This is a genomic window from Microvirga sp. P4_G7, assembly GCF_056401005.1.
The window spans coordinates 1-18,182 of sequence record NZ_JBFUKD010000019.1 but is presented as its reverse complement, the minus strand read 5'-3'; the positions used below and the strand labels follow the sequence as shown (position 1 = coordinate 18,182).

At 63.1% G+C, this 18,182-nt stretch carries 17 protein-coding genes; 11 read left to right on the top strand and 6 right to left on the bottom strand.

The genetic code is table 11. From position 1 onward, the window contains the following. From AC1DT3_RS02665 to AC1DT3_RS02645, 5 genes are all read left to right on the top strand, one after another. The coding region (locus tag AC1DT3_RS02665) for an SDR family NAD(P)-dependent oxidoreductase (protein WP_477463689.1) at positions 1–559 on the top strand (559 nt) is incomplete at its 5' end. A gap of 212 nt (positions 560–771) precedes the next feature. Continuing rightward, a complete protein-coding gene (locus AC1DT3_RS02660) occupies positions 772–1,317 on the top strand; it encodes a flavin reductase family protein (protein ID WP_477463688.1) in 546 nt (181 codons plus the stop codon). Further along, positions 1,314–1,700 (top strand): VOC family protein, encoded by a 387-nt coding sequence (locus tag AC1DT3_RS02655; protein ID WP_477463687.1) that lies wholly within the window; start codon positions 1,314–1,316, stop codon positions 1,698–1,700. The genes AC1DT3_RS02660 and AC1DT3_RS02655 overlap by 4 nt, the downstream gene beginning before the upstream one ends. Next, the gene (locus tag AC1DT3_RS02650; RefSeq protein WP_477463686.1) at positions 1,697–2,557 is read left to right on the top strand and encodes an alpha/beta fold hydrolase; all 861 of its coding nucleotides are present in this window, start codon (positions 1,697–1,699) and stop codon (positions 2,555–2,557) included. The genes AC1DT3_RS02655 and AC1DT3_RS02650 overlap by 4 nt, the downstream gene beginning before the upstream one ends. Then, complete coding sequence (locus tag AC1DT3_RS02645; protein ID WP_477463685.1) at positions 2,554–2,946, top strand: RidA family protein; 393 nt, start codon at positions 2,554–2,556, stop codon at positions 2,944–2,946. The genes AC1DT3_RS02650 and AC1DT3_RS02645 overlap by 4 nt, the downstream gene beginning before the upstream one ends. A 56-nt stretch (positions 2,947–3,002) precedes the next feature. Here AC1DT3_RS02645 and gcvA read toward each other — a convergent pair whose 3' ends face one another. Further along, positions 3,003–4,019: a transcriptional regulator GcvA gene (gcvA, locus tag AC1DT3_RS02640; protein WP_477463684.1), complete on the bottom strand. Its 1,017-nt coding sequence runs from the start codon at positions 4,017–4,019 to the stop codon at positions 3,003–3,005. Positions 4,020–4,052: 33 nt separating this feature from the next. Further along, on the bottom strand, positions 4,053–5,129 hold the full coding sequence (locus tag AC1DT3_RS02635; protein ID WP_477463683.1) for an LLM class flavin-dependent oxidoreductase: 1,077 nt from the start codon (positions 5,127–5,129) through the stop codon (positions 4,053–4,055). Positions 5,130–5,329: 200 nt separating this feature from the next. Here AC1DT3_RS02635 and AC1DT3_RS02630 point away from each other — a divergent pair, with 200 nt between their 5' ends. From AC1DT3_RS02630 to AC1DT3_RS02615, 4 genes are all read left to right on the top strand, one after another. Continuing rightward, a complete protein-coding gene (locus AC1DT3_RS02630) occupies positions 5,330–6,067 on the top strand; it encodes an SDR family NAD(P)-dependent oxidoreductase (RefSeq protein WP_477463682.1) in 738 nt (245 codons plus the stop codon). Between the two features lie 38 nt (positions 6,068–6,105). Then, positions 6,106–7,170, top strand: coding sequence for an LLM class flavin-dependent oxidoreductase (locus AC1DT3_RS02625; protein WP_477463681.1), 1,065 nt, complete (start codon positions 6,106–6,108; stop codon positions 7,168–7,170). Between the two features lie 51 nt (positions 7,171–7,221). Further along, entirely contained in the window at positions 7,222–8,793 is a 1,572-nt protein-coding gene (amaB, locus tag AC1DT3_RS02620; protein WP_477463680.1) for an L-piperidine-6-carboxylate dehydrogenase, read from the top strand. Positions 8,794–9,033: 240 nt separating this feature from the next. Continuing rightward, the gene (locus AC1DT3_RS02615) at positions 9,034–10,713 is read left to right on the top strand and encodes a thiamine pyrophosphate-binding protein (protein ID WP_477463679.1); all 1,680 of its coding nucleotides are present in this window, start codon (positions 9,034–9,036) and stop codon (positions 10,711–10,713) included. A 21-nt stretch (positions 10,714–10,734) separates the two neighbouring features. Here the strand turns inward: AC1DT3_RS02615 and AC1DT3_RS02610 are convergent, their stop codons facing one another. Then, positions 10,735–11,634, bottom strand: a complete 900-nt coding sequence (locus tag AC1DT3_RS02610) for a LysR family transcriptional regulator (RefSeq protein ID WP_477463678.1) — start codon at positions 11,632–11,634, stop codon at positions 10,735–10,737. 166 nt (positions 11,635–11,800) lie between these two features. Between AC1DT3_RS02610 and AC1DT3_RS02605 the strand changes: the two genes are divergently transcribed. Next, complete coding sequence (locus AC1DT3_RS02605; RefSeq protein ID WP_477463677.1) at positions 11,801–12,982, top strand: MFS transporter; 1,182 nt, start codon at positions 11,801–11,803, stop codon at positions 12,980–12,982. A 13-nt stretch (positions 12,983–12,995) separates the two neighbouring features. On the opposite strand, the gene AC1DT3_RS02600 is transcribed toward AC1DT3_RS02605, so the two are convergent. From AC1DT3_RS02600 to AC1DT3_RS02590, 3 genes are all read right to left on the bottom strand, one after another. Beyond that, entirely contained in the window at positions 12,996–15,569 is a 2,574-nt protein-coding gene (locus AC1DT3_RS02600; RefSeq protein WP_477463676.1) for an EAL domain-containing protein, read from the bottom strand. Between the two features lie 281 nt (positions 15,570–15,850). Further along, on the bottom strand, positions 15,851–16,822 hold the full coding sequence (gene tal / locus AC1DT3_RS02595) for a transaldolase (protein ID WP_477463675.1): 972 nt from the start codon (positions 16,820–16,822) through the stop codon (positions 15,851–15,853). 181 nt (positions 16,823–17,003) lie between these two features. Then, positions 17,004–17,894, bottom strand: a complete 891-nt coding sequence (locus tag AC1DT3_RS02590; RefSeq protein ID WP_477463674.1) for a LysR family transcriptional regulator — start codon at positions 17,892–17,894, stop codon at positions 17,004–17,006. Between the two features lie 115 nt (positions 17,895–18,009). On the opposite strand from AC1DT3_RS02590, the gene AC1DT3_RS02585 reads away from it, so the two are divergent. Further along, on the top strand, positions 18,010–18,182 hold a 173-nt coding region (locus AC1DT3_RS02585; RefSeq protein WP_477463690.1), incomplete at its 3' end, for an aldehyde dehydrogenase family protein.

Here is an 18,182-nt window from a genome sequence, read left to right as displayed (position 1 = left end):
GGACATCACCGATCGGCGCACTCTCGTCGATGCTCTGACCGAGCGCCCGCCTTACGCCATTCTCGTGAACAACGCTGGAATGAACCGACCGGCGCCATTCCTCGATGTCGAACCGGACGATTTCGACCTGATTCTCGACCTCAACCTGCGGGCTTCATTCTTCTTGGCGCAGGCGGTTGCGCGCCGGCTGGTCGACGCGAGACAGGGAGGATCGATCATCAACATGTCGTCCCAGATGGGCCATGTCGGCGCGGCCGGGCGCTCGGTCTATTGCGCCAGCAAATTCGGCATCGAGGGGATGACGAAAGTTATGGCGATCGAACTCGGAGCGCATGGGATTCGCGTCAACACCATATGTCCGACCTTTATCGAAACCGCCATGACGCAAGAATCCCTGCGCTCGCCGGAGGTGGTCTCGCGAGTTCTGACCAAGATCAAACTCGGTCGAGTGGGACGCGTCGAAGACCTGATGGGCGCAGTCGTTTATCTCGCTTCCGACGCTTCCTCTCTCGTGACGGGATCGGCGCTGATGATCGACGGCGGTTGGACGGCGGAGTAATGCGATAGACAATGTCACGCATCGAATTAGCTGAGCTTGGCCAAACTTGCTCCCGCACCTTCTCTAATCGGATCCTAAGAAACTAACGTTTGAACCATTTCGACGCGGCGCATATCCCTCACGTATCGCAAAGACACTGGCCAGCAATGGGCGGGGACGCGACGAGATCGAGATCGGAAAGCCGCATGATGAGATCCTGCCTCGCCACAAGCATGTCCGCAGCATCTTTCGCGGACCCCTCGGCGTTCAAATCGGCGATGCGCGAGCTGGTGGGCGCGGTCGGAATCGTAACCGCCGGACGCGGCGATGAGCGGYGCGGTCTCACGGTCACTGCCTTCTGTTCGCTGTCTGTCGATCCGCCCAGCCTCATCGTTTGTGTGAACAAGGCGACGGAAGGCCATGCGGCGATCCTGCAGCACGGCAGTTTTTGCTTGAACGTCGTCGGCGACGAGCATCGCCCCTTTGCCGACTGCTTCGCGGGACGGACCGAACTTCGTGGCGTCGACAGGTTCTCGCAGGGCCGGTGGAGTACTGCCGTAACCGGTGCACCGGTTCTTGTCGATGCCATCGCTGCACTCGATTGCGATGTACTCGATTCATTCGACCGCGATACGCACACTGTATTCATCGGGGGCGCCCGCGCAGTGCGCTCGGCGCCCGACCGCGCCGCCCTCATCTACCGAACCGGCGAATACCAGGTAGTCCGAGGCACACATCAAACGATGCCGAAGCGTTCCGATCGCGGATTGTCCCCATGAGAGCAACGAAGCTCCAGATGGTCTATTTCGCGGCCCGCGACATTCCGGCAATGCGCTCGTTCTATGAGAAGGCCCTCGCACTACCTTTGAAGTTCGCCGATGGCGCCAGGTGGACGCAGTATGATTCCGGCGCCGCATCGTTCGCGCTGGGTGCGCCGGACGAAGCTCCAGACGGCGCCGTCGGAGCTTTGCCGGTTTTCGAAGTCGACACATTCGATGCCGATCGCATTCGCGCCGCCGGCGGCAGCATTGTGGCGATACGGGATATGGGAAGTCATGGCCGTGTTCTCACGGCAAAAGACCCGGAAGGCAACTTCGTTCAGCTCTTTTGCCGCACCACCGATAACGATCGTCGCCCTTCCAAAGAGGAGAAAGAGCAATGACGACATGGAACTTGTCGCATCGAGTCGTCGTCGACGGCGTAGAAGTCGCCTACGACATCATTGGCGCAGGGCCGCCCGTCGTCCTTGTTCATGGGTTTCCAAGCCATTCCTTCATTTGGCGCAACGTGGCACCTGAATTGGCGCGAAGCCACACGGTCTATCTTTACGATCTACCGGGGCAAGGATTGTCCGAGAAGCGCGATGGGATGGATGTGAGCGATCCGCGGCAAGCGCGGGTTCTCAGCGAGCTTCTTAAATTCTGGAGATTGACGCGACCTTCCATCGTTCTCCACGACGTGGGCAACAGCTACGGCATGATCGCCTATTATGATGAGGGCTGCCGCTATGAGCGGATTGCCTTCGTGAGTGCAGCCATGCTCAATCCCTGCGTCACGGCAGCGACGCTCCACGCTCAGAAATACATCGAGGCCTATCGAACGATGCCAACATGGATCTACGAGCAGATCCTGGAGGCGAGAATCCGTTCGACGACATTCAAGCCGATTGCGGATGAAGCCTTACGTGCTTATCGAGAGCCGTTTCGCGGCGAGGCGGGACAGGCGATCTGGTATAATCGCGTCGCTCAGATCGATCCGCGCCACACGGACAAACTGGAGCGGTCGTTGGGCCCTTTGGATGTCCCTGTCCAGATCATTTGGGGGACGAACGACACCTGGATTCCGGTCGATCAGGCAAAGCGCCTGCAACGAATTCTCGGTGGCCCGGATCTGAAGCTCATCGAAGGCGGTGGGCATTTTCTAATGGATGATGCACCCGACGAAGTGACCCGTCATCTGCGTGCGTTCCTTTCAGCCCCTGCGTCGCTCAAAGTCTCGAAAGACAGCGTGAAGTCATGACCCGTCAACGCGTCAATATCTCGTCCGGAGCGCCGTACGAGCCAATCTACGGCTACTCGCGAGCGGTCCGCTATGGAGAGCACATTCATGTCTCCGGAACCTGTGCGCCAAAGGGACACGAGGACAGCGACTCCTACACACAGATGAAGGCTGCCTTTGAAATCATCGGGCGGGCGCTTGACGCCGCGGGATCGTCCTTCGACGAAGTGGTTCGCACGGTAGTCTACGTTACGGATATCAACGATTTTGAAGCAGTGGCTCAGGCTCACGGCGAGATATTCAAAGACATCAGGCCGGCCAGCACGACGGTTCAGGTAACATCCTTCCTTCGCCCTTGGCAGCGGATTGAAATCGAGACTTATGCCATTTCGGGGGCGCGGCTGGGATAGATCAGCGTTCCTGGAATGCGGAATTCGGCCCGGATCGTCTCCGGGCCGATTGCATTCTAGGGTTCTGATCCGGGATTGGTGCGCTGCGCGATTGCGCGCTCCGCCTCGAGGCGGATCCAACGACGAAAGCTTGCGATGGCAGGCTTGTCGCCATACTCGGTACTCGAGAGAACGTAAAAACCTTCATCGACGTCGATTTCCACGTCGTAGGCGCGCACGAGCCGACCGCTCTTGAGATCTTGCTCGGCCAGAAAATAGCTCGTCAAGCAGATGCCTTGACCTTGCGCGGCGGCTTCCAGCATCAGAACGCTGTCGCTGAAATACAGGATGTCGCCGAAGCTCACGCCGGAGCACCCTGCGGCTTCGAACCAGGCCGCCCATGGACTTCCGTTCACGACTTGAAGAAGGGTCTGGCGTGTCAGATCCTCGGGGCGGCGCACGGCGCCGCCTTCATCGATGAGCGATGGACTGCAGACCGGGAACACAGGTTCGTGCCCGAGCAACTCTGCCCGCATGCCGGGCCATCGGCCGTTCCCGCGGCGCACGGCAACGTCGATATCCTGGCGCTCGAAATCGACCGCATCGTTCGAGGCGAGAAGGGTCACCTTGATATGCGGATGCAATTCCATGAACCGTTTCAAGCGCGGAAGCAGCCAGCGGCTTGCGATCGATGGGGCGGCGTTGACACAGATCACYGTCGGAAGCGCAGGATCCACGAGACGATCGCAGGCCCGTCCGATGGTGACCAGCGCCTCCTGAATCGGACCGGCGAGAGATCGTCCTTCCCGGGTGAGTTCGACGCGGCGCGGCAAACGGCGAAACAGTCGGACTTCCAAAAAGTCTTCGAGCTGGCGGATCTGCTGGCTGACGGCGGATTGCGTCACGCAGAYCTCGTCTGCGGCCAGGGTGAAACTCCCGTGTCGCGCAGCCGCGTCAAAAACCCGAAACAAGTTGAGCGGCGGCAAGCGGGCGAACCGGCGGCCGGCCCGCACTTCTCCCTCGCCAGAAACCGGGCTCTCGCCCTGCTGAGAAGGCGTCCCGATGTTTGCAGCCGCACCGTTGCCGTCGCTCATTCCAGCCCCCGCCTTGCGCCCGTCTCGTTGCCGTTACGCGGCATCTGAGAGCGAGTCCGACCGTAGCTCGATCATTGTACCCAGCTGCGGGATAACATCACATCCGAAGCGTTCGAGCGAGGCCAATGTTTCGGCACGCCCGATGCCCGCGAAACCCATGAAGCATGACAGGTGGGTTGGCCTGAGGGTTTCGAGTTCTTGATGGAGCTGATCCGCGCAGTAGGCGGCTGGACCGATTACGGCGTTGTCCAGGAAGTCGTCGAGCGGCGGCTCGTCGTTGAGAGGCATCAAGCGCAGGAATGGACCATCTTTCGAGGGAAACGCGGAGTTTAGCGTCACCGCCGCCCGGGCCAGGTCGCGGACACACCGTGCGGCGTGACGAGCGTCGTTGGGGTCGTCGGTCACGTAGACATAGCGTTGAACGCCGAGCGGCATGGTCTGCGGATCCCCGCCCTCCTGCTCCCACCGCTCCGCAATGCCGTCCCGGAACGCGCGCGCCGCGGAAAGACCGCGATGGCCGAAACTCATGAAGGGCGTGTGCTTTCCCTTCACCGCGCGTGCAAGGGCCGCGGGATGGCTCGTCGCCACGAAGATCTCCGGCATGGCGAAGCCGAACGGGCGCATGGGAAGCTCCGTGCGGGGAATCTCATAAAATTCGCCCTCGTGCTCGATCGCTCCGAACTTCAGCCCCTGTTCGATGATATCCCACGCCTCGATCATCATGTCGTGCTTCTGCGTGGGATCGATGCGGAACCGGTCGAACTCGTAGGGCTGGTAGCCACTGCCGAGACCAAGGGCGAAGCGCCCCCGCGTGAGCAATGCCGAAAAAGCGATCTCCTGAACCACCCGCAAAGGGTTGTGGAACGGCAGCGCAAGAACGGCCGGTCCCAAACGAATCCGTCTGGTGTGCGTCGCACAATGGGCCACCATCAGGAGGGGAGAAGGGCAGATTGAATGGTTGGTGAAGTGGTGCTCGGCAAACCAGGCGATGTCGAACCCGAGATCCTCCGCCATGCAAACGGCGTCTACCGTCGTCCGCACCACCGAATCGGGCGAGGTGTTTCGGTCATAGAGCCCCATGAGGTTGAAGAGACCGAGGGTAGTAGCCATGGAACCTCTCTAATGCTCACCGAATGTACCGATCTTCGCCAGACGCCACAAATCAGCAAGCTTAAGGCCGCGATTAGCCGAGCTTGGCCTCGTACGGGCCGGCGGCGGCGCTTATTCCTTCAGTAGAATTTGCCGTTTGAGTTCCATCACCGTCCCCCATACCGATGACCCCGCAGAGACGAATGCCAAAGGGGGATCGCGTGGACGTCAGCGGACAATCCATTGTCGTCACAGGCGGTGCGAGYGGGCTCGGTCGCTCGGTTTGTGCCACGTTGGCGGCCGCCGGAGCGCGCATAGCGGTCATCGACATCGACCTCGAATCGTCAGCTTCCCTCGTTCGCGAGATCGAACAGCATGGCGGCTCCGCGACAGCCATCTGCGGGGACATCACCCTGAAACCTGCGGCTCATGCTCTTTTTCAGCAGGCGGTCTCGGCACTCGGGCAAGTTCAGGGTCTTGTGAATTGTGCAGGGGTCTATCCTCGCCGTTCCATCCTCGACGTCTCCGACGCGGATTGGGATTTCAGTTTCGCTGTCAACGTTCGTGGTCTCTATCACATGRGCGTCGCAGCCATAGAGCACATGCGCGCCAACGGCGGTGGACGCATCGTGAATGTCGCGTCGATAGACGCGTTCAAGGCGCATCCTAAAAACGCGCACTATGCGGCGATGAAAGCCGCCGTCGTGAGCCTCACGAAGAGCTTCGGCGAAGCGTTCGCGGCGGACGGCGTGTTGATCAACGGAGTGGCTCCGGCCGCAATCGCCACGGAGAAGGCGCGTGCCTCGGGTTTTCTGCCGGAGATCGCTGCGACAACGCCGATCGGGCGCGCCGCGGAGCCGGAGGATGTGGCCGAAGCGATCCAGTTCCTCATCTCCAAGAGCAACCGCTACATGGTCGGGGAGACGATCGTGCTCAGCGGTGGATACTTCATTCCCTGAATCAGGTGGACACCATGAGCCTTGGATTATTTAACCTGATGACACTGCGCGATCACCCGGACGGAGTCGCGGGTGTCATCGCCGATACGCGCGAGATGGTCCGTTTGGCCGAAGAGATCGGCTTCGATATCGCCTGGTTCGCAGAGCATCATTTCACCAATTACTCGGTGAGTGTTTCGCCGTTGATGATGGCCGCGCACATGGCCGGCTACACGACGCGCATCAAACTGGGGGCGGGCGTCGTCGTATTGCCGCTCTACCATCCCTTGCGGGTCTCGCAGGAGATCGCCCTTCTCGATCAACAAACCGGGGGCCGCGCTGTTCTCGGCGTCGGAACGGGTTACCAGAAGTACGAATTCGAACGATTCGGAGCGGATGTCGACGCCAAAGTCGACGTGTTCCTGGAATATTGGTCTGTCGTCGAGCAGGCACTCGCGGAAGGGCGCGTCTCGTTCGATGGGCGATACATCAAAGTTCCGGACACCGTCTTCACAGTCCGTCCCGTTCAGAAGCCTCTTCCTCCTGTTTTCGTGACGTCGCCGCATCCGCAGATTCTTGCGCGCGTCAAGAAATGGGGAGGCATTCCGTTCGTGACCGCCGGGTGGCGCGGCTCGGCGGCCCTTCCGGGTATCATGGATCAGGTGAAGAAGAGTTGGACCGCGGGCGGGCTCGATTCTGCAACGATGCCTCTTGCCGTCCAGCAGTATATCCACGTCACCGACAGCCGCGACGAAGCGAGGGATGCGGGCGAGCGCGCCCGTTACGTTGCACGTTTGGTACTGGCCCTGCGCGAATCCAGCGTTGGACTGAGCGGCGCGAATATCGATGCTCCACCGCTTCCCGACGAACCGCCGATCGAGACGTTCGTCGACAATCTGATTATCGGTGACGCGCATCATGTGGCCGAGCGTATCGTCGCGGAGTTCCGTCAGCTCCGTCCCGTTCACTACAATTGCTTCTTTCAGTTCGGCGGCATGCCACTCGCGCGCGCGCGAAAGGCGCTCGAGCGTTTCGGCAAGGACGTCTTGCCCCTCGTCGAAAAGGAAGTGGGGCCCTTGCGCCGGTTCGGAGCAAGGATCGCTCCGGTTGCCGCTGCAGAATAGCGCCGCCGCTCGTTCTCCGCGCAATCGCGCTTCCCGCAACGAGGTTCATCGATGACCGGTACTGACTACCAATTTTCCGCTTCGCCTTTGGATGTGGGATCGGAGTGTCGTTCGCTTTTGTCTCGTCTTGGTGTTTCGGAGAGTGTGTTTGGCGGGGGTGGTCGAGAGGCGCGTTCGCCGATCACGGGCGCGGTTTTGGGGCGTTTGGTCGAGACGTCTGCGGCGGAGGCGAAGGCTTCGATCGGGCGGGCGCATGCGGCGTATCTGGCCTGGCGCAAGGTTCCGGCGCCGCGGCGCGGCGAGTTCGTGCGGCTTCTCGGCGAGGAGTTGCGTGCGGCCAAGGACGATCTCGGGCGTCTGGTGACGCTGGAGGCCGGCAAGGTCACCTCGGAGGGTTTGGGCGAAGTGCAGGAGATGATCGACATCTGCGATTTCGCGGTCGGTCTGTCGCGCCAGCTCTACGGGCTCACCATCGCCACCGAGCGCGCCGAGCATCGCATGATGGAGACCTGGCATCCGCTCGGCGTCTGCGGGATCATTTCGGCGTTCAACTTTCCCGTCGCGGTGTGGTCGTGGAACGCGGCGCTCGCGCTCGTGTGCGGCAATGCGGTGGTGTGGAAGCCGTCCGAGAAGACRCTTCTGACCGCGCTCGCGGTTCAYGCCATCGCGCAGCGTGCGGCCGCGCGCTTCGGCGGCGTGCCGGACGGCTTGCTCGAACTGCTCGTCGGCGGGCGCGAACTCGGCGAGATCCTGGTCGAGGACGAGCGTGTGCCGGTCATCTCCGCCACCGGCTCGACCGCCATGGGCCGTCAGGTCGGCCCCAAGCTGGCCGCCCGCTTTGCCCGCGCCATTCTCGAACTCGGCGGCAACAACGCGGCCATCGTGACGCCCTCGGCCGATCTCGATCTCGCCCTGCGCGGCATCGCCTTTGCCGCCATGGGCACCGCCGGCCAGCGTTGCACCACCCTGCGCCGCCTGTTCGTCCATGACAGCGTCTACGATCGCCTGGTGCCGCGCCTGAAGGCGGTCTACGCCAATGTCGCCATCGGCGATCCGCGCGCCGCCGGCACCCTCGTCGGGCCGCTCATCGACAAATCCGCCTTCGACGGCATGGAGCGCGCCCTCGACGAGGCGCGCGCCKCCGGCGGCAAGGTCCAGGGCGGCGGCCGCTACACCCAAGGCGCCTGTGACACCGAAGGCGCCTGCGCCGACGGTTTCTATGCCCGGCCCGCCCTCGTCGAGATGCCGGAACAGACCGGTCCGGTCCTGCGCGAGACTTTTGCGCCGATCCTCTACGTCATGCGCTATTCCGATTTCGAGGCGGTGATCGAGGCTCACAACGCGGTCGGCGCCGGCCTGTCGTCGTCGATCTTCACCCTCGACATGCGCGAGGCCGAGACCTTCCTGTCGGTGGTCGGCTCCGATTGCGGCATCGCCAACGTCAATATCGGCCCCTCCGGCGCCGAGATCGGCGGCGCGTTCGGCGGCGAGAAGGAGACCGGCGGCGGCCGCGAAGCCGGCTCGGATGCCTGGCGCGCCTATATGCGCCGGGCCACCAACACCATCAATTACGGCAAGACCCTGCCGCTCGCCCAAGGCGTCACCTTCGACGTCGACGCGTAACCGGGCGGGGACGCGGCCGCCCTGGCCGCCCGCGTCCCCGCCTGTCTCCTGGATGTCCACACGGTGTCCCCAGGATGTCCCCAAGGTYATCCCRAGGTCATCCCCAGGGTRATCCCCCGGATCTCCCCAGGATTTCCCACAAGAACTCCCCAAGAACTCCCCAAGAACTCCCCAAGAACTCCCCAGCGCGTCACCAGACTTGTCCCCGATTTACCCTTCTCTTCATGCCGTGAGATGCTCATGACAGCCCCCTCCCGCACCGGCGGCCAGATCCTGGTCGATCAGCTCCTCGTCCACGGGGTCGATCACATCTTCTGCGTGCCGGGCGAGAGCTATCTCGCAGCTCTCGACGCCCTCCACGACGCTTCGATCGCGCTCACCGTCTGTCGCCAGGAAGGCGGCGCCGCGATGATGGCGGAGGCCCACGGCAAGCTCACCGGACGCCCCGGCATCTGCTTCGTCACCCGCGGTCCCGGCGCCACCAACGCCTCCCCCGGCATCCACATCGCCAAACAGGATTCGACCCCGATGATCCTGTTCGTCGGCCAGATCGAACGGGGCATGCGCGAGCGCGAGGCCTTCCAGGAACTCGATTACCGCGCCGCCTTCGGACCCCTCGCCAAATGGGCGACCGAGGTCGACGATCCGGCCCGCCTGCCCGAGATCGTCTCGCGCGCCTTCCACGTGGCGACCTCGGGACGCCCCGGCCCCGTCGTCATCGCCCTGCCCGAGGACGTCCTCACCGCCCTGGCCGAAGTCGCCGACGCACCGCCCTACCAGGTCATCGAGACCCATCCCTCGCTCAGCCAGATGGCGGAGCTGCAAAAGCTCCTGCACGGCGCCAAGAACCCGATCGCCCTTCTCGGCGGCAGCCGCTGGTCGAGCACCGCCGTCGAGCGCTTCACCCGCTTTGCCGCGCGCTTCGAACTCCCGGTCGCCTGCTCCTTCCGCCGCCAGATGCTGTTTCCCGCCGATCATCCCTCCTACGCCGGCGATCTCGGCCTCGGCGTCAATCCCAAGCTCCTCGCCCGCATCAAGGACGCCGATCTCGTGCTCCTCGTCGGCGGGCGGCTCGCCGAGGTGCCGAGCCAGGGCTACACCCTGTTCGACATTCCAGCCCCCGCGCAGACCCTCGTCCACATCCATCCCGATGCCGGCGAACTCGGCCGCGTCTACACCCCGCACCTCGCGATCAACGCCTCACCGACCGCCTTCTCCGCCGCCCTCGAAGCCGTGCATCCGCCGGCCTCCCTGCCCTGGAGCCAAGGCACCAAGGCCGCCCACGACGCCTATCGCGCCTGGAGCGATCCCACCGCCATCCACCATGCCGGACACCTGCAGATGGGCGCCGTCATGACCCATCTGCGCCAGACCCTGCCCGCGGACACCATCTTCTGCAACGGCGCCGGCAACTTCGCCACCTGGGTCCACCGCTTCTGGCCCTTCACCGCCTTCAACACCCAGCTCGCCCCGACCTCCGGCTCCATGGGCTACGGCGTCCCCGCCGGCGTCGCCGCCAAACGCGTCGCCCCCGAGCGMACCGTCGTCGTCTTCGCCGGCGACGGCGACTTCCTCATGAACGGCCAGGAATTCGCAACCGCCGTCCAATACGACCTGCCCCTCCTCGTCATCCTCATCGACAACGGCATGTACGGCACCATCCGCATGCACCAGGAACGCGCCTATCCCGGACGCGTCTCMGCAACCGACCTCACCAATCCAGACTTCACCGCCTACGCCAAAGCCTTCGGTGGATACGGCGAACGCGTCGACACAACCGAACAATTCCCACCCGCCCTCCAACGCGCACTCACCGCAGGAAAACCCGCAATCCTCCACTGCATCATCGATCCAGAAGCCATCACACCCACAATCTCCCTCGCCCAAATCAGAGACAACGCACGGACGAAGCAGCCTTAGGACGGGAGCGGGGCGCCCTGGTCACGGCGCAATCCTTTCGGCGAGAAAATCAATGAAGGCGCGAATGCGCGCGGCGAGATGTTCGTGGCCGGCGAACACCGCGTGGATCAATTCGATGTCCTCCGGATTGTAGGCCTCCAGCACCGGTACGAGGGTGCCCGCCACGATGTCTTTTTCGACGTGGAATTGTCCCACCCGGGCAAGGCCGAGGCCGCGAAGACAGAGCTGGCGCACGGTCGCACCGCTGTTCGCCTGGAAATTCCCGCTCACCGAGCGCGTATAGGCTGTCGACGAACCGGGGTCGCGAAAGGGCCACTCGTCGGAATCGCGCCGGAAATTGAACGTCAGGCAATTGTGCCGGTCGAGATCGGCGGGTGTCTTCGGGACGCCATGCTCCGCGAGATAGGCGGGAGCGGCCACGACGACGCGGCGGCTCTCCAGGATCTTGCGGGCGCGAAGCGTCGAATCCCGCATCGGGCCCGACCGGATGGCGATATCCGTGCGCTCTTCCATGAGATCGATCACGCTGTCCGCCAGGGATAAATCGAGTTCGACCTGCGGATAAAGGCGCAGGAAATCGGGAACGAGCGGGACGAGGAAGCGGATGCCGAACCCGACGGATGCGTTGACGCGCAGCTTTCCGCGTGGCGCGGCCTCGGCGCCGGAGGCGACCAGGCGCTCGGTCTCCGCGATCTCCGCCAGGATCCGCTGCGCCCGTGCGAGGTAGACCTCGCCCTCGGGCGTCAATTGCAGCGCCCGGGTCGAGCGCACCACGAGGCGCGTGCCCAACCGGTCCTCGATCCGGGTCACGACCTTGCTGATTGCCGATGGGGACAGGCCGAGGCGACGCCCGGCCGCGGAGAAACTGCCGCGCTCGGCGGCGGCCACGAACACTTCCATCTCCCCAGCGCGATTATCCATGAGCCGACCCACCTTTGAATTCAGTTCAAAGATATTGCTCCGATACTCCGGGTTTTCGCGCAAGCCGCCTCCCCTCATATTCCGGCAACGTCTCGCACTCCTCGTCTCGCCCTCGGCGTGGCTCAGATGCCATCCCGGAAGGACTTGCCATCTAGAAGGACTTGCAATGCCTCTCGCGCTTCTCGCTCTCACGATCGCGGCCTACGCGATCGGCACCACGGAATTCGTCATCGTCGGCCTGTTGCCGACCGTCGCCCAAGATCTCGCCATCACATTGCCCCTCGCCGGGCTGATCGTCAGCGTCTATGCGCTCGGCGTCACCTTCGGCGCACCGATCCTCACCGCGCTCACCGGTAGGATCGCGCGTAAACCTCTGTTGCTCGGCCTGATGGCATTGTTCGTCGTCGGCAATACGGCGGCGGCGCTCAGCGCGAACTACGAGATGCTGCTGGTCGCCCGCGTCGTGTCGGCCTTTGCGCATGGCGTGTTCTTCTCCGTCGGCGCGACGATCGCAGCCGATCTCGTTCCGGCCGATCGGCGGGCATCCGCCATCGCCATGATGTTCATGGGCCTCACGGTCGCCATCGTCACCGGCGTTCCGCTCGGCACGTTCATCGGCCAGACCTTCGGATGGCGAGCGACGTTCTTTGCCGTCGCCGGGCTGGGTGTGATCGCCTTTGCCGGCATCGCCGCGCTCCTTCCATCCCACCTGTCCAAGGCGCCGGCGGCCGGCCTCCTGGCGCAGGTGCGCGTCCTCGGCAGCGGCCGCCTGCTCATCGTCTTCGCCATGACGGCGCTCGGCTATGGCGGCACGTTCGTGACCTTCACGTTCCTGGCGTCGATCCTGCAGGACATCACCGGCTTCGCAGCCGCGAATGTCAGCCTGATCCTGATGCTCTATGGCGTCGCCATCGCGCTGGGAAACATCGTCGGCGGTCGTGTCGCCGATCGCAATCCGGTCAAGGCGCTGATCGTCCTGTTCGCCCTGCAATCCGTCGTGCTGGTGTTGTTCTCCTTTACGGCGATATCACCCGTCCCGACCCTCCTGACCCTCGCAGCGCTCGGCTTTCTTTCGTTCGCCAATGTGCCGGGGCTCCAGATCTATGTGGTTCAACTGGCCAAGGAGCACGCTCCGGGCGCGGTCGACGTCGCCTCCGCCCTCAATATCGCCGCTTTCAATCTCGGTATCGCCATCGGCGCCTGGATCGGAGGGCTCGTCGTCGCCTCTCGCCTCGGGCTCGGAGCAACGCCGTGGGTCGGCGCGATCCTGGTCTTCGGCGCGTTGGTTCTCACGCTCTGGAGCGCGGCGCTCGACCGTCGCACCATTGCCGTCTGCCAGCCGGCCTGAGGCGCGGCGCCCGTCAAGAGAGCGGGCGGTGAGATTGCACCTGATGGGATCCGGCCCCTGGGCGGCCGGCTCCCGTCGGCGCAAGGCGGGTCAGCCAATGCTCGAGAGCGGCGGCGTCGAGAGCGGGAGCGAACCAAAACCCTTGACCGACATCGCATCCCTTCGATTGCAGGAACTGCATCTGCTGGTCGCTCTCGACACCTTCGGCGACGACGGTGAGACCGAGACTTTTGCCGATCTGAATGACGGCGGACACCACGGTCCTTGCGCTGTGGCCGCCATCGATCTCCGCGATGAAGGTTTGATCGATCTTCAATTCCGCCACGGGCAGGCGAACGATCGAACTGAGGCTCGAATAACCGGTTCCGAAATCGTCGAGGGCAAGACGAACATCCATGGCTTGAATGGCCGCGAGCGACGCCGCCGTGACCGCACTATGATCCATCATCACGCCCTCGGTGATTTCGAGGGTGAGCATCTCGCCTGGGAGACCATGGCGTTTCAGGGCGGCGGCGATCAATCCCGGCAGTTCGGGATTGCGAAAGTTCAGCGGCGAAAGATTGATCGAGATGCGGGGGATATCGAGATTGCGCTCGCGCCAATCGGCGAGCTGTGAACAGGCCTCGCCGACGACCCATTCGCTGATGACGTCGATCATGCCGTTCTCTTCCGCAAGCGCGATGAAGCGTGCCGGAGAAACCTCGCCATAGGCCGCGTGACGCCAACGGGCCAACGCCTCGACGCCGTGCAGTCTTTTCGTGGCGAAGTTGATCTGGGGCTGAAATTGAAGCTGCAACCCGCCGGTGGTGACGCCCTGCCTCAGGGCAGCCACGAGGGTGAGACGCTCTTGCGCGAGACGGTTCATTTCCGGACTGAAAAAGCGCGTCGCCCGTCGCCCGCGCTTTTTGGCTTCGTACATCGCGGCGTCGGCGCGGCTCAGTAGCTTCTCGGCGTCGCTTCCATCCACCGGATAGAGGCTGATGCCGATGCTGATGGAGGGATAGATCGCCGACCCGTTCACATGGATCGGTTCAGCGACGACATCGACGATGCGCTTTGCCGTCGCCGCCGCTTTCTTCGCGTCACAATTCGACAGAAGCACCACGAACTCGTCGCCGCCGAGACGTCCGGCGACATCCTGCGGCCCCAGGACGCCACGAAGGCGCCGCGCGATCTGCACGAGCACCCCGTCGCCAGCCGTGTGACCAAGCGTGTCGTTGACGTCCTTGAAGTGGTCGACGTCGATGAAAAGAAACGCCGCTTCCTGCGTCTTCTGTGCGGCGCACTTCATCATGGTCTTGATCTTGTCGCGCAGCATCGTCCTGTTCGGCAAGCCCGTCAGGCTGTCGTAATAGGCCAGTTGGGCGATGCGCAACTTCGCCTCGTGGCGCTCGATGGCGAGTACGCAGAGATGAACGCACGCGTCGACCAGACGTTTGTGCCAGCGGCTCGGCGCTTTCTTCTCGCGAAAATAGAACGCAAAGGTTCCGGCGACGCTGCCGTCTTCGAGCTTGATGGGACTCGACCAGCACGCCAGCAAGCCGAGCGGCAAGGGAAGATCGCGGTAATCAGCCCAGAGCGGATCGTTGGCGATATCCTCGACGAGGACGGGCTCGCCGCGATAGGCGGCGGTCCCGCACGACCCGACCATCGGACCAATCGGCAGACCATCGAGGGCCTTGGAATAGTTCTCCGGCAGGCTCGATCCGCCGAACGGGCGCAGCCGCTTCTCCTGATCGACGCGCAGGATCGAACAGATCACATCCGGCGCGACGGCTTCCACGCGTTCGCAGACCAGTTCCGCGACGTCTTCGAGCGGCCGGTCGCGCGCCAGCGCTTCGAGCACATCACGTTGCAGGATCTGCAGCCATTTTTCTTCCGTGACGTTCCAGAGAATGGCGACGGAATGGGTCATCGCGCCATCGCCGTCGAAGATCGAATTGATCGCCGCCGAAACCCAGACCTCGCCGCCGTCCTTGTCGTAGAGGAGAATGTGCTCTTCGAAGCCGTCACGGCGCACGCGGTCGTGAGCGAGACGTTCGACGATCTGCGGATCCGTCTGCGGGCCCGCCAGAAATGCAAATGGCTGCAGGCCCGATACAGAGCGGCTTTCGTAACCGAACAGCCGCACGAACGCATCGTTCGTGTAAATGATCCGCCGCTGCTCGTCCGTGATGATGATGGCGCGGTCGGTGCTGCTCGCGATCAGGGACAGGATCTGCGTCCGTCCCTCGACGATCTGTTCAGCGCTTGTTTTGGGGATGGTGGCGAGGGTCAAAGTCTCGACGCCGAAATTCGCCTGTTCGACCTTCATCGTCGTCCAGGTGCAATAGCCGCCGAAATGCTCGATCACGACCTGCCGCTCACCGACGTCGCTCTGTCCGGGAACTGTTTCCAGGCCTTTGGAAACGAGATCGCCGACCGGTCTTCCGATGGCATCAATCTTGGCAATGCCCCAGAGCCGCACTGCGGCGCGATTGACATCGCGAAGCCGATGCTGCGCATCCCAAGCGATCATCGGATCGTCGCTGCGCTCGACCCATGACAACGGAGAATTCGCGCCGAACGGCAGGCGTCTCTCGTCCATCACATCCGTTGCCTCGACCTTGGCACTGAGAACTCGATCTTCCCTTAGGAAAGATCATGCGTTGGAACGATTGTAAAGAAGGCGGGATCGAGATGTCTCAAGCATCGCGCCGAAAGTGACGATGTTTCGGCCGGGCATTCTTTCCGAAACAAGGAGCCAATTCTCACACGATCGGCTCATCGGTGCAGCGAACCAAACGACAATTCGGCCATCGTTCAAAGCAACAAGGCCGCTGCACAGCTTGCAACGGCCTCGCGTTTTCAAGCGTGACAATGCGTCGGTCAGGCAGCCTTAGCGGTGTCGAGATGTTTCGCGACGAGCGACCGCAGGCTGTTGAGATCCTTCACGAAGGAACGGATGCCCTCCGCCAGCTTTTCCGTGGCCATCGCGTCCTCGTTGAGGGCGAAGCGGAATGTCTTTTCATCGAGACGGCGAGCAGGCGACGACTTCGCCACGGTGTCGGGCGACAGCTGTCGTGGCAGGTCACCGTCGGCCTTCGCCAACTCGTCGAGAAGCGCCGGCGAAATCGTCAGGCGGTCGCAACCGGCCAGCGCTTCGATCTCGCCGATGTTGCGGAACGACGCGCCCATGACGACGGTCTTGATCCCTTGCGCCTTGTACGACGCATAGATGTTGCGGACCGAGACGACGCCGGGATCGGTCACTCCCGTATATGGGCCGCCGCCCGCTTTGACATGCCAATCGAAGATGCGGCCGACGAAGGGCGAGATCAGGAACACGCCGGCTTCCGCGCAGGCCTGGGCCTGGACCTGGGCGAACAGGAGGGTCAGATTGCAGTCGATCCCTTCGCTCTGTAGAGTTTCGGCGGCACGAATACCCTCCCAGGTCGCCGCGATCTTGATCAGGATGCGATCGCGCCCGATGCCGCGCGCCGCGTACGCCTTGATGATCGCCCGCGCTTTTTCCAGCGTGGCTTGCGTATCGAAGGAGAGGTCGGCGTCTACTTCCGTGGAGACGCGACCCGGCACGATGCCTGCCAGTTCGGCGCCGAAGGCGACCGCGAGCCGATCGCAGATGGCGCCGACGACACCGTCGCGACTGCCGCTCTGGCCGCGCCCCCACGTCAGGGCCTCGTCGACGAGGGCAGCATAGGCCGGATTCTCGACCGCTTTCAGCAAGAGGGTCGGATTGGTGGTGCAATCCTGCGGCTTGAGGCGGCGCACCGCATCGAGATCGCCGGTATCGGCGACGACGACGGTCATGGCCCGCAATTGGTCGAGCTTGGAAGGCATCGAGAACTCCGTTTCGTTGATGGTCGCGAGCCTAGTGCATGATCCACCGAAGGGGAACGGTTCGACGAGAAGATCAAACACAGGCGCGCGTCGAAAGACCGTGATACCGGCAACGAGGCCGGGGTCACTTTTGCCGATACGCTCTAGACCGCCGGCTCCGTCCCGTGAAGATCCCGAAACGTCACACGAAAAGGCCCCGGTTGGCCCTCACCCGTTCGATCATGAACGAATGCACCGTGTCGATCCGGTGCAGGTTGCGGACATCCGCATGCGTTACGATCCAATAGGTTCGCATGAAAGCGATTTCGGGCAACACGGCCCGCAGCTCCGGGTCCTTTCGCGCTGCATAATCGTGCAGAATACCGATCCCGACCCCGGCGCGCACCGCTTCGAGCTGGGCGACGACGCTGGCGCATTCGTAGTGGCGGGGACCATAGCGGTCGAGGCCGGAAAAGTAGTCGAGCGCCGGGCTGTAGATCAGGTCGGTCACATAGGTGACGAGAAGCCGGCCGGCGAGATCCTCCGGATTGGTGGGGACCCCGTGGCGTTCGAGATAAGTCTTCGATGCATAGAGCGACAGGCGGTAATCGGTCAGCTTGCGGGAGACCAGGCGCCCCTCGGTCGGCGGCTCGACAGTAACGGCGATATCCGCCTCACGCTTCGAGAGCGAGAAAGTGCGCGGCAAGGCCACGAGCTGAATGGTCAAGTCGTGATGGCGATCGGCGAGCGCACCAAGCTCGGCGGCGAGGAAATATGTGCCGAGGCCATCCGGCGCCCCGACCCGGACGGTGCCGCTGACCGCGAGATCGGCTCCGCCGATCTCACCGGCGACGGCGAGCGCCTGACTCTCGATCGACTCCGCCTTTTGCAGGAGCCGCTCGCCTTGCTCCGTCAGGCTGTATCCCTGTGGCCGGCGTTCGAAGAGTTTGGCCTGCAGCGCCGCTTCCAGCGCCGCCAGGCGCCGCGAAACCGTGGTATGGTCGGCCTCGAGCCGCCGCGCCGCCGCCGTCAGACGTCCGGACCGGGCCACGGCCAGAAAAAATCGGAGATCGTCCCAATTGAAATGGCTCATGGTGGCCCCTGACGTGATATTGGCATTTTCGCACAAGGTCGCTTCGTTTTCACCCATGGAAGTGCGATTTCGACAATGGTAGGACAGATCCACCAAACATCAGGAGGAGAACGCCATGCGTGAAGTCGGACATTTCATCGGCGGCAAGCACGTCGCCGGGACTTCGGAACGGACGGCCGACGTGTTTCAGCCCATGACCGGCGAAGTCATCGCCAAGGTCGCTCTCGCCTCCAAGGACGAGTTGCGCAAGGCTGTCGAAAACGCCAAGGCCGCACAGCCCGCCTGGGC